This is a genomic window from Pseudomonas sp. ICMP 10191 (assembly GCF_001467335.1).
GTDB classification, from domain to species: Bacteria; Pseudomonadota; Gammaproteobacteria; order Pseudomonadales; family Pseudomonadaceae; genus Aquipseudomonas; species Aquipseudomonas cerasi.
This window is the reverse complement of record NZ_LKGW01000133.1, coordinates 1-12751: the sequence shown is the minus strand read 5'-3', so window position 1 is coordinate 12751 and position 12751 is coordinate 1. Positions and strand designations below refer to the sequence as shown.

Here is a 12751-nt window from a genome sequence, read left to right as displayed (position 1 = left end):
CGGCGCGGCCGCGGCTGCCGGGGGCGGCTCTGCGCGGCCAGACAATAGCCAGCCCGAAACGCCCAGCACTGCCAGCGTCAGCAGCCCATACACGCGTATCTTCCTCATGCGCCGCCCCGCTTCGGTGTTTCACCGGCCAAACCTTCGCGACTGTCCTGCCATCCACCGCCCAGGGCCTTGTACAGGGCAATCCAGTAGCGCACCTGATTTTGTTGCACGTTGATCAGTTCGATTTCAGCCGACAGCGCTGAGCGGCGAGCTTCTTCGCGGTCCAGCAGGCTGGCATTACCGGCCTGCCAGTTGCGGTCTGTGGCCTCGAACGACGCTTGATAACCGTCGCTGGCCCGCTGTGTACTGACTTGCGAGCGCCGCGCCGCGTCCAGGCGCACCAGCGCCTGCTCGACCTCCATTACCGCTGTGCGCAGGGTTTGCCGGTAGGTCGCCAGCGCCGTGTCATAATCCGCCCGCGCAGAATCTACCGCCGCCCGGCGCTTGCCTGCATCGAACAGCGGAACAGTCAGTTGCGGGCCGAGGCTCCAATCGCGGCTGAATACTCCGGTGGTGGTCCCCACTTCGAACGAGCCAACCAGGCTCAGGCTCGGCAGACGATCAGCCTGGGCAGCGCCAATCTTCGCATTCGCTGCGGCCAGTTCGCGTTCGCTGGACGCCAGGTCCGGGCGCTGGCGCACCAGATCGGCGGGTATTTCCCGTACATCCAGCAACGCAGGCTGCGGCAGTCGCGCGGGGTTATGGCTGAGCACTTCTCGTACCTGTTCCTCGTCGCTGCCAGTCAGCTCCACCAGGCTCTTGAGCAGCACGTCGCACTCGCTCTGTTGTTTGATGAGAGTCGCAGTGCTCGCCGCCGCACTGGCGTCGCTCAACGATGAATCGGCGGCGGCGGTAAACCCGGCCTGAAACGATACGCGAGTCAGACGTGCTGTCTGCTCCTGGGATTGCGCCTGATCACGGTAAGCGTTCACCAGCATCTGGCAGCCGCGGTACTGCACGAAGTCATCACCGACCTCGGCGGCCAGTGATACGCGAGCGTCATGCCAATCATTGACACGTGCTTCGAGCAGATTGCGTGAAGCCTCGTCGGTGCGTCGCAGTTTGCCGAACAGGTCCAGTTCCCAGGACGCATCGAGGGTTGCGCCGGAGGTCTTGCCGCTCTGGCGCACCCCGCTCTGCCTGATGCCGGCGCGTGACTTGCTCACACCGCCGCTCACTTGCGGCAGCCGGTCGGCAACGCTGTCGTCCACCGTCGCACGTGCCTGGGCAATGCGCGCAAGAGCCTTGTCGAGTGATGGGCTGTCTGCCTGTGCCAGACGCAACAGGGTTGCCAGCGCAGGGTCATTGAACTGTTGCCACCAATCCTGCAGCCCGACCATCGACGCGTCATGCGGCAGTGGCGCATGCCACTTGCTGGCAACCGCCACCGCAGGCAAGTGGTAGTCCGGTCCTAGCGTGCAGCCGCTCAGCAGCGACACCAGAAACGTCGACAACAGGAAGTGGCCAGCAGGTTTGCCAATCGACATAAAGCTCTCGAAGGTTCCGGAACAGTGGTTGTCTGGAGATAAGGCAACGGCGCAGGGATCCGGGCGATCAGGAGCGTTGTCGCGAGATTTCCTACAGCGCCACAAATCCCTTTCGTAGCATGCATTTAACGCCTGAGGCCGCGAGATGTCTGTCGTGGAATACGGGGACAGTCCGGCGGCGATAAGTTGGCGATCCCCCTGAGGTTCTTACAGAATCGCGCTCTGCTCGAAGCGAGTAGCAATGAATCCGTACCTGTGCCAACAAGGGATCGACTATGGAAGAGTTAAGCAATCTCAAGAAACTGGAGTCGAATGCGCGCACCTATGCAGCGACCTTCCAGCAACTGTTTGTCAGCGGCAAAGGCATGCGAGTCAAGGACGCCAATGGCCGGGAGTACCTCGACTGCCTGTCGAACGCTGGCACGCTGGCACTGGGTCATAACCCACCGGTGGTCCGCGAGGCGGTGATCGAATTTCTCAACAGTGATCATCTGCAGCAGGCCCTTGACCTGGCCACACCGGCCAAGCACGCCTTCGTCGAAGAACTGTTTGCGACGTTGCCCGCCAGCATGCGTGACAACAGCAAAATCCTGTTCTGCGGCCCCAGTGGCTCAGACGCGGTCGAAGCCGCAATCAAACTGGCTCGCCATTACACCCAGCGCTCGCCGCTGATGTCCTTCCACGGTGGTTACCATGGCATGACCGCTGGCGCATTGTCGGCCATGGGCAACCTCAACCCCAAAGCCGGCCTGCTGGCCCAGGGCACCCACTTCCTGCCCTTCCCCTATCGCTTCCGCTGCCCGTTCGGCACCGATGGCGAACATACCGACCGCCTCTCCATCGAGTACATCCGCACGGTACTCAGTGATCCGGAAAGCGGTGTGCCCAAACCGGCGGCGGTGGTGGTCGAAGTGATTCAGGGCGAAGGCGGCTGTATCGCGGCATCGGCCGAGTGGCTGCGCGCCGTGCGGGAGATCACCCGCGAGTTCGGCATCTTGCTGATTATTGATGAAGTGCAGACCGGACTCGGGCGTACCGGCAACCTGTTTGCCATCGAACATTCCGGGATAACGCCGGATATTCTGGTGCTGTCCAAGGCCATCGGTGGTGGCTACCCAATATCAGTGATCGTCTATGCCGAGCACCTGGATACATGGGGCCCAGGCATGCACGCAGGTACATTCCGTGGCAATCAGGTGGCGATGGTGGCCGGAGCTGCGACCATGCGTCATATCAAGGAGCACGACCTGGCAGGCAATGCCTCGCGCCGGGGGGAGCAGTTGCAAAGCGGGCTGGAAGATATCGCTCGACAGTTCCCGTTTATCGGCGATGTTCGTGGCCGTGGGCTGATGCTTGGCGTGGAGATCGTCAAACCGGCCAGCGGATCGCGTCCTGGGGCTGGCGATGGCGCACGTGCGCGAGCGATCAAGCTGGAGTGCTTCGACAACGGCATGATCATCGAAACGGGTGGACGCAACAGCGCAGTCCTGCGCTTCCTGCCACCTTTGAACATTAGCGAGTCGGAAGTAGGTACAGTTCTCGACCGCTTCGAACAGGCCCTCAGGAGCAGCAGCGCCGCACGGGTTTCCAGCGTCAGTGCGGTAGGCTGAAGCCTCGCAAAAGCTTGCTCGGGAGGCTGACGCAGAAGACAGACATTCGTTGCCTGCACCAGCCTCTTGCGAGCAGGATCCCTGCCCTTAAGCTTCCTGCGTCGACCTCATACGCCGATCTTTCTGACTCCGCCCGCAGGCACTTTTCAATGCGCGGTCGTACGCCCTTTTCCAACGGGCAGGACATCCTTGTCCTGCAATCCCCCTGTCAATCCCGTGCCAGCGCTTCGATCGGATCGAGCTGTGCCGCGTTACGTGCGGGTACGAAGCCGAACACGATGCCGATCAATGTCGAGCAGATGAACGCAGTGACAATCGAGCTCACGGAGAACACCATCTGCCATTCCTTGACCAGCAGTGAAAACACATAGCCGATCACGAACGACAGGCCGATGCCGATGACCCCGCCAATCAGGCAGACCATCACCGCCTCCACCAGAAACTGCTGACGGATATCCGCCTGGCGTGCCCCGACTGCCATGCGAATGCCAATCTCGCGCGTCCGTTCCGTGACCGACACCAGCATGATGTTCATCACCCCGATACCGCCGACCGCCAGCGAGATCACCGCAATCAACGACAGTAACAGGGCCAGCGACTGGCTGGTCTTCTGCACCGTTTGCATCACGCTGTCGAGGTTGTAGGTGAAGAAGTCCTTGGTCCCGTGACGCTTTTGCAACAGCTTGTTCACGTTGTCCTCGACCACCTTGCTTGGCTGTCCGTCCTTGACCCGCACGGTGATGCCGTCCAGGTAGGTCTGACCCAGAAGGCGTCCGGAGGCGGTTTCGTAGGGCATCCAAATATTCAGGTTCTTGCTGGTGTCGAAGATGTTTTTCTTGTTCTCGGTCACGCCGATCACCGTGCACGGCAGGTTACCCACCAGAATCACCTGGCCCAGCGGATCGACCTTGGGACCGAACAGGCGAATCCGCGTGTTGTGATCGATTACTACCACCTGTGCCTGCCGCCGGGCGTCATCCTTGTTGAACCCCACCCCCAAGCCCATTTTGGTGCCACGCACCTGGAAGTAACTCGGGCTGACCCCGCTCACCGTCGCCGAGACGTCGATGTTGCGGTAGCGCACCAGCAGGTTGCGGCCGATATTCGGTGTGGCGCTGTCGATGTAGTACTCACTGCTCAACGCCGTCACATCGGACAGCGCCAGAGTCTGGATATCCATAGACTTGGTGTCGCCAAAGTCACTGCCGGGGAACACCTCTATGGTATTGCTACCGATGGCCTGGATGTCCTTGAGCACATAGCGCTTGGCCCCTTCGCCGATCGCAACGATCGACACCACCGAGGTGATGCCGATGATGATCCCGAGCATGGTCAGCAGCGTGCGCATGCGGTGCGAGATCAGCGCCACCCACGCCATGACGAAGGCCTCCTGGAACAGGCCGATGTTGGCCATCAGCCGGTTGCCCTGCCTGGGTTTGCTCGGCAGGCGCTCGGTGGTTTTTTCGTTGACGATCGGACGGTCAGTGTTGACCCGGTCGGCGATGATCTCGCCATCACGCATTTCGATGATGCGCTCGGCGTGCGCCGCAACCTTCTCGTCGTGGGTTACCAGGATCACCGTGTGCCCGGCGCTGTTGAGCTCAAGGAGGATGTTCATCACCTCCTTGCCGCTCACACTGTCGAGGGCTCCGGTGGGTTCGTCGGCCAGAATGATCTCACCGCCGTTCATCAAGGCCCTGGCGATACTCACCCGCTGCTGCTGGCCGCCTGACAACTGGCTTGGCCTGTGCTCCAGATGCCCGGACAGTCCCAGGCGCTCAAGCAGCTTCTGCGCGCGCTCCACACGCATGCTTTTACCGGTGCCTGCGTAGATGGCCGGCATTTCGACATTCTGGATCGCCGCCAGGTGCGGCAACAGGTGATAACGCTGAAAAATGAAACCGAAGTGATCACGGCGCAGCTCTGCCAGCTCATCATCGGTCAGCGTACCGGTTTCACGCCCGTCGACCTTGTAGCTGCCGCTGTTGGCGTGGTCCAGGCAACCCAGCACGTTCATCAGCGTTGACTTGCCGGAGCCCGAGGCCCCGGTAATGGCAACCAGTTCGCCGGCATTTATCGTGAGGTTGATGTCATTGAGCGCGATGAAGTCCTTCTCGCCGGCGACGAAACGCCGGGTGACACCCTTGAGTTCCAGAAGAGCTCGACTCATGGTCAGGCCCCCGCTGTCGCTGGTGTGGTCGACGGTTCACCGATCACCACCTGGTCACCCTCGGCAAGGCCGCTCTTGATCTCGACCCGCACGTTGTTGTTGATGCCGGTCTGCACATTGCGGCTCTGGGCCTGGCCCTGCGCGTCGACAACGCGTACCGGGAAGCTGCCGTCGCCGTTCTTGTCGCCCAGGGCCGCAACAGGCACAGTCAATACGTCCTTGGCCTTTTCACGCACGATATGCACTTGGGCGGTCATCGAAATACGCAGACGGTGATCAGGGTTGGGGACGTCGAACAATGCGTTGTAGAACACCGCACTGTTCGGCTTGCTGGCGGTGCTGGATTGTGCATCCAGGAAGTTTTGCGGTGCTGGCTCCGTGCCCTTCAGCTTGGCGTAATAGCGTTTTTCGGCATCGCCGAGAATGGTGAAATACACCTCTTGCCCGGGGGTGATATGAATCACGTCGGCCTCGGAGACCTGTGCCTTGACAGTCATGGTGTCCAGATCCGCCAATTTGAGAATCACCGGTGTCAGCTGGCTGGCGATCACAGTCTGGCCTTCCTGCGTCACGATACCCACCACATCACCGCTGATCGGCGCGACGATACGGGTATAGCCCAGGTTGATCCTGGCGGTCTCGATCTGAATTCTTGCGTCGCGCACCTGTGCCTCCAGCGACCGCAGGTTGGCACTCCGGACCTCGAAATCCGATTGCGCCGTATCGAAGTCCTTTTGCGAGATTGCGTCATCCGCACGTAATTGCTTGTAGCGTTGGTAAATGGCTTTGGCGTCCTTGAGCTGCGCCACAGCCGCGTCTTTTTGGGCGATCAGGTTCTGTTCGTTGACCTGCGACTGGCGCAGGGTGTTCTGCAGCACCACGGGATCGATTTCCGCCAGCCACTGACCTTGTTTGACCTTGTCGCCCAGATTGACCTTCAGGGACTTGAGCTGGCCCGAGACCTGCGAGCCGACGTCAACCTGCTTGATGCCTTGCAGCACACCGCTGGCCAGCACCGAGTTTTCGATGTCGGTGCGTTCGACCTTGGCGGTCAGGTACTCCGGAGCCTTTTCCGGAGACTGGACGCTGTAGGCAATACCCGCTGCCAGAACCAGCAGCACGACAACGATGAGCACTTTGCGAAACTTCAACTTTTTCATAGAAAGCCACGAATGTGTTGAGAATTGACCCGGCGATGGACCGCCGGGCTTGAAGAAACGGCGTTATTGGCGGGGTAGCCACCAGTTCGCCAGATGCTGTACATGCTGCGCCTTGAGAATGGTGAAATGGTTGCCCGGCCCACGCCAGACAGTGAGATCCGGAGCACACTGGCGCCAGCCGCTGACCATCGCCTGCTGTTCGCGCTGATTGCCCGCCGCATCCAGCACTGGGTCATCGGCCAGCACCAGACGCACCGGCCCGGAGTAGATCTGCGACGGTTGATAACGTGTGCGCAACGCCGTACCGAAAGCCCGCGCAGGCCCGCGCATCGCGTCCGGCGAAGAACGCTGCGGCAACATCCCTGCCCGCACCATCCCGGCATGCAACAAGCGCATCTGACCGACATCGTCCTGGGTCCGGAAGGCCGCACGATCGATGCCCAGCGACTTGCCCGCAGCCAGTTCCATGGTCTCGATCAAACGTTCCAGTACGCCTATCGCGGTGTAAGGTTTGCCCACCACGCCGTTGCCGCCCGGTGACTCACTGTCGATCAGCGTCAGCGAAGCCACTTCGCGGCCACGTGCCGTCAGGCGCTGGGCCATTTCAAAGGCCACCCAGCCGCCGAACGAATGACCGAGCAGATGCACCGGCCCCTCGGGGTGAGTGCTGTCGAGTGCTTGCAGATACGCTTCGGCAGCGGTTTCCACCAGACTGTAAGGCACCGTGCGGCCATCCAGCCCGCGCGGTTGCAGCCCGTGGATCGGCCAGTGCGGGCCCAGTGCCTCGGCCAGGCCGATGAAACCGGTCACACTGTCCCCTGCCCCCGGGACACAGAACACGGGCGCATGATCGCGGCGTCCGCCCTGAATCGTCAGCAACGGCCGGTGGGCGTTGTCAGCCCCCCGTGGCCGATCGGGCAGATCAGTCAACGCCTGGCTGATCGCCTGACCCAGGCCCTCGATATGTGGCGGCTTCATCATGCTCAAGTGATCGCCCGCGACCTTGATACTGCGCAACTGACTGACGGGCAGTACGCTATCCCAACCCAGGTAACCGCTGTGTTTCTGCGAGTTGGGTTCCCACTCACTGGCAGTGAACAGGTGCAGCGGCACGCTGTTGGGGTAAACCGTGTAATTGGCCTGCGCATGACCGTGAGCCACCTCTCGGTCGAGGTACTGGCAAAGACCCTCGTTCGTGTAGATGTCCAGCTCCGGCGGCAGCGCACCCTGCTCACGGCAGTGCTGCAGGAGCCCGGCGAAATCAAAGGCCTGCCGGTTTGCACGCACTCGCTCCAGGGCTTCCAGAGCCTGCGCGCATTCGCCTCGGGCTTTCCAGAACTGCTCGCAGTGTTCCAGCAGGTGCTGACGGTGGGCGGTCTGCAGGTCCCAACGCTCGCGACCCTGATCCACCAGGCGCGGCATGTAGGTGTCGAGCATGCCGATAAACTCCACCTCCTCGTCCATGCCCTCCAGCTGGATGGCGATTTCGTAGGCCAGAAGCCCTCCGAACGACCAGCCCGCCAGGCGATAAGGTCCGTGCGGCTGCACGCTGCGCATCGCACCCAACAAGCGCGTTGCCAGGCATTCCATGGTCAGCAACTGTTCCTGACCGAGCGGGATGCCGCTCAACCCGTAGACCGGAATGTCGCTGTCGATGTGTACCGCCAGCGCCGCGAAGTGCACATCCTGGCCGGTGAACTCGTGCACCAGGAACAGCGGACGCTGGTTGCCGGTGGTGCGCACCGGCACCAGTTGCTCATGAAGCTGCGCTGCAACCTCTTCGCTGCGGCTGCCCAGCAGGCTGGCCAGGGCCGCCACGCTGGCGTGCTGGAAAACGTCGGCCAGAGACACCGGCAAGCCACTCTGTACCAGTTGGTTGACCAGTCGTACCGCCATCAGCGAGTGACCGCCGAGATTGAAGAAGCTGTCATGACGTCCCACCTGTTGCAATTCAAGTACTTCCGCCCAGGCTTTCGCCAGACGAATCTCCAACTCCCCTGCCGGGGCTTCAAACGTTCGGCTCACGAACTGATCCGCTGTCGGCGTTGGCAGTGCCTGGACATCCACCTTGCCATTGAGCGTCAGCGGCAAGTCTGGCAGGCAGATGAATACGCTCGGGACCATGTATTCCGGCAAGCTGGCGCTCAGTTGTGCACGCAGAGCCTCCGGCTCGGGTGCTTCAACGTCAGCGTGCACGGTGTAGTAAGCCACCAGACGCGTGTCGCCCGGGCTGTCTTCGCGGGCCACTACCACGGAGTTGCGCACGCCATCGCACCCATGCAGGCTGCTTTCGACTTCCCCGAGCTCCACACGGAAGCCGCGGACCTTCACCTGGCCATCATTGCGCGCCAGGTATTCGAGGTTGCCGTCCGGCAACCAGCGCGCCAGGTCGCCGGTGCGATAGAGACGCGCGCCCGCCTGCTGACTGAACGGATCGTCGCTGAAGCGTTCGGCGGTCAGTTCCGGGCGATTCAGGTAGCCAAGCGCGACCCCGACCCCGCCGATGTAGATCTCGCCGACGCTGCCCATCGGCACCGGCTCGCCGCACGCGTCGAGCAGATAGATGCGCACGTTGGCGTTGGGTTTGCCGATCGGCAGGCTCAGGGTTCCCGGCTGCACATCAAACACTTCGTAACGAGTGGCGCACGTGGTGCCCTCGGTCGGGCCGTAGCCGTTGAACAGGCGTACTTGAGACGAGTGCTCCCGTACCCGGCGGAACGACGCCGGATCCGCCCGTTCGCCACCGCACTCCAGCATGCGCAAGCCTGCCAAAGCTTCGGGAATCAACCCGGCATACAGATTGAACAACGCGGTCGAACTGAACATCACCGTCACCGCATGGCGTTTGAGCAAGGCCGCAAAGGCCGCCGGCTCAAGCAACACGGAAGGCTCGACGATTATCGACTGGCCGCCATTGAGCAAGGCACCCCAGATCTCCGGGCTACTGGCGTCGAACGCCGGGTTGGAAGAAAACGCCACGCGGTCATCGGTACGGAAATCGTAGTTGTCCCGCACCAGCCGCACAATGCCGTTGTGGGTCACGATCACGCCCTTGGGCAGGCCGGTGGAGCCGGAGGTGTAGATGATGCACGCCGGGGTCTCGCCTGCAGCTTCATCTGCAAGCACGACTGGCCCTTGGCTCAACGCTGATAGATCCAGGGTGTCCAGATCGAGTCTCTGTGTCAGGTCAGGTGCCGTCAGTTCGCTGCGGGTCAGCAACAGGGTTGCTTCGCTGTCCTCGAGCATGAAGCGCAGACGCTCTTCGGGAGCCAGGCGATCCAGCGCCAGGTAAGCCGCGCCGCACTTGAGCGTGGCCAGCATACTGGTCAACAGTTCCACCGAACGATCCAGCAGGATCGCCACTCGGGTTCCCGCGTGCACGCCGTGTTGGCGTAAGTGCTGAGCCAGGGCGTTGGCGCGGCTGTCGAGTTCGGCGTAGGTCAGCGTCTGCTCACCCTGGCGGGCCGCAAGCGCCTGAGGTCGAGACGCTGCATGCGCCTCGAAAAGGCGATGCATCAACTGACCCTCAGAGTAAGCGCGGTCGGTTGCATTAAGACCGGTCAACAGATGCTGACGCTCGACTGCATCCACCAATGGAACGTGTTCCAGTATGTGTTGTTCATTGGCGACCATAGCTTCCAGCAGGCGCTGGAAATAGCCCAGGTAACGGTCCATGGTGCTTTCGTCGAACAGCGCCGTGGCGTATTCCAGCGTGCCGATCAACTGATCGCCGACCTCGGTCATGTCCAGCACCAGATCGAACTTGGCCGTGTGGTCGTTTACCGCTACGCCTTGCAGGTTCATGCTGCCGAGCGACAGGTCGGACGTTTCGTTGTTCTGCCAGGACAGCATGGCCTGGAAGATCGGGCTGTGGGACAGGCTGCGTTGCGGACGAACCACCTCGACCACTTGTTCGAACGGCAGGTCCTGATGGGTCTGCGCTGCCAGCGTCTGACGCTTGACCTGCTGCATCAACGCTTCGACGCTGGGTGCGCCGGACAGATCGACGCGTATCGCCAGGGTATTGACGAAGAACCCGATCAGGTCCTCCACTTCGGCACGCAGGCGGTTGGCCACCGGTGTACCGATCACCACATCGTCCTGGCCGGCCAGACGCCCCAGCAGCGAGGCCCATGCGACCATTACGGTCATGAACAGGGTGCTGCCATGTCGCTGGCTCAGGCCCTTGAGGCCGCTGGTCAGCTCTGCATCAAGCACCAGGCCGCGAACGTTGCCGCTGTAGTCCTGTTGTGCCGGGCGTGGCCGGTCGGTCGGCAAGGTCAGCAAGGCTGGCGCGCCACCCAGGGTCTGCTGCCAGTACTGACGCTGTTGCTGCAGCACTTCGCCGCTCAGCCAGTTGCGCTGCCACACGGCATAGTCGGCGTATTGCACCGGCAAAGCGGGCAACGGATCCTCGGCACCGGCACTGAACGCCGCATAGAGCGCACTCAGCTCGCGGGTCAGCACATCCGTGGACCAGCCGTCGGAGACGATATGGTGCATCGTCACCAGCAACACATGATCGTCCTCGGCCATGCGCACCAGGTGTCCCCGTACCAGCGGACCGTTGAGCAGATCGAAGCCCTCGTTGGCCTCTGCAGCGGTGATGGCGAGCAGTTGCTGTTCAGCATCCGCCTGCCCGGTCAACACGTGCAGTTGCAGGCTGAAACCGATATCGGCAGGAGCGATGCGCTGCACCGGATCCTGGTCCTGCTCTTGCACAAAGGTCGTACGCAGCACTTCGTGGCGGGCGACGATACGGTCCAGCGCTCGCTCCAGCGCAGGGTTATCCAGAGTGCCACGCAGACGCAGCCCTGCCGGAATATGGTAAGCCGCGCTGCCGCCTTCCAGCTGCGCGAGGAACCACAGACGCTGCTGAGCAAACGACAGCGGCAAGGCCTGATCACGGGACACCGGCACGATAGGCGGCTGGCTGCTGCCTTTGGCGTCGGCGAGTATGCGTGCCATGGCGGCCAGTTCCGGCTGGGCAAAGATATCCGCCAGGCCCAGCTCGACGCTCAACTGCTGGCGCACCTGGGAAATCAGACGCATCGCCAGCAGCGAGTGCCCGCCCAGTTCAAAGAACTGGTCGTGACGGCCCACCTGTTCCAGATCGAGCAGGTCCTGCCAGATCTGCGCCAGCGCCAGCTCTGTGGCCCCTTGCGGCGCCACGTGTTCGCGGCTGGCAAAGGCATCGGCTTGCGGAGCCGGCAACGCCTTGCGGTCGAGCTTGCGGTTCGGCGTCAACGGCAGTGCATCAAGCAGCACAAACGCGCTCGGCAGCATGTACTCGGCCAGTTGCGGTGCCAGTTCGGCGCGCAGGCTGGCGGCATCCAGGTTCGCTTGTGGCTGTGCAATCACGTAGGCCACAAGACGTTTTTCACCAGGAGTGTCTTCCCGAGCGATCACCACCGCTTCCTTGACCCCGGCGCAATTGCCCAGGCGGGCTTCGATTTCGCCCAGTTCGATACGGAAACCGCGCACCTTGACCTGGAAATCGTTACGCCCCAGATATTCAATGCGGCCGTCAGCCATGTAGCGTGCCAAATCGCCGGTTTTGTACATCCTGGCATCAGGGCTGCTGCTGAACGGATCCGCGAGGAAACGCTCGGCGTTGACCTCGGCAAGGTTCAGGTAGCCGCGTGCCACGCCATCGCCACCGATGAAGATCTCACCAGCCACGCCATAGGGCACGGGCTGCTGATGGGCATCAAGCAGGTAGATGCGGGTGTTGGCCATCGGTTTGCCGATGGTCGCGTTGCCACTGCCTTCGCTGCCGGCCACAGCATCATGGCTGACATAAGCCGCGGTGCAAGAAACGGTTGCCTCGGTCGGACCATAGGTGTTGATCAGGCGAGTATGCGCCGGGCGCACCTCGTCCCAGAGCTTGAGCTTCTGCGCCGACAGCGCATCGCCCGTGACGTTGATCAGGCGCACCTCGGCCAAGCGTTGTTCGGCAGCCTGAGGCTGGTTGTGCCACTCGGCCACCAGCGTGTGCCAGTGCGCGGCGGTCAAGTGCAGGACCGTCGGATGAATGCCGTGAGTTTCAAGACCTTCGTTGCCGAATATCTCGCGGCTCGGAGCCAGGGTGGAACCCGCCAGCAAGGCCGGGAAGATTTCCTCCACCGACAGGTCGAAGTTCAGGGTGTTCTGTTGCAGCACGGTGTCGGTTGGCGCCAGGCCAAAAAGCCGCGCCGCATCGACGCTGTAGTTGACCAGGCCGCGATGTTCGATCATCACGCCCTTCGGATTGCCCGTGGAGCCCGAGGTGTAGAT

Annotated in this window: 5 protein-coding genes; 1 reads left to right on the top strand and 4 read right to left on the bottom strand. The window is 62.0% G+C overall.

Annotated features, from left to right (window positions below; translation table 11 throughout):
* Nucleotides 1-104: 104 nt before the first annotated feature.
* Entirely contained in the window at nt 105-1535 is a 1431-nt protein-coding gene (locus tag AO388_RS20475) for an efflux transporter outer membrane subunit (RefSeq protein ID WP_058417014.1), read from the bottom strand.
* Nucleotides 1536-1810: 275 nt separating this feature from the next.
* On the opposite strand from AO388_RS20475, the gene AO388_RS20470 reads away from it, so the two are divergent.
* Nucleotides 1811-3145: a diaminobutyrate--2-oxoglutarate transaminase family protein gene (locus AO388_RS20470; RefSeq protein ID WP_003371025.1), complete on the top strand. Its 1335-nt coding sequence runs from the start codon at nt 1811-1813 to the stop codon at nt 3143-3145.
* A gap of 208 nt (nt 3146-3353) precedes the next feature.
* Here the strand turns inward: AO388_RS20470 and AO388_RS20465 are convergent, their stop codons facing one another.
* The 3 genes from AO388_RS20465 to AO388_RS20455 form a co-directional block, all read right to left on the bottom strand.
* The gene (locus AO388_RS20465; RefSeq protein WP_003433892.1) at nt 3354-5315 is read right to left on the bottom strand and encodes a MacB family efflux pump subunit; all 1962 of its coding nucleotides are present in this window, start codon (nt 5313-5315) and stop codon (nt 3354-3356) included.
* Nucleotides 5316-5317: 2 nt separating this feature from the next.
* A complete protein-coding gene (gene macA, locus AO388_RS20460; protein WP_054080908.1) occupies nt 5318-6475 on the bottom strand; it encodes a macrolide transporter subunit MacA in 1158 nt (385 codons plus the stop codon).
* Nucleotides 6476-6538: 63 nt separating this feature from the next.
* On the bottom strand, nt 6539-12751 hold a 6213-nt coding region (locus AO388_RS20455), incomplete at its 5' end, for a non-ribosomal peptide synthetase (protein WP_058417013.1).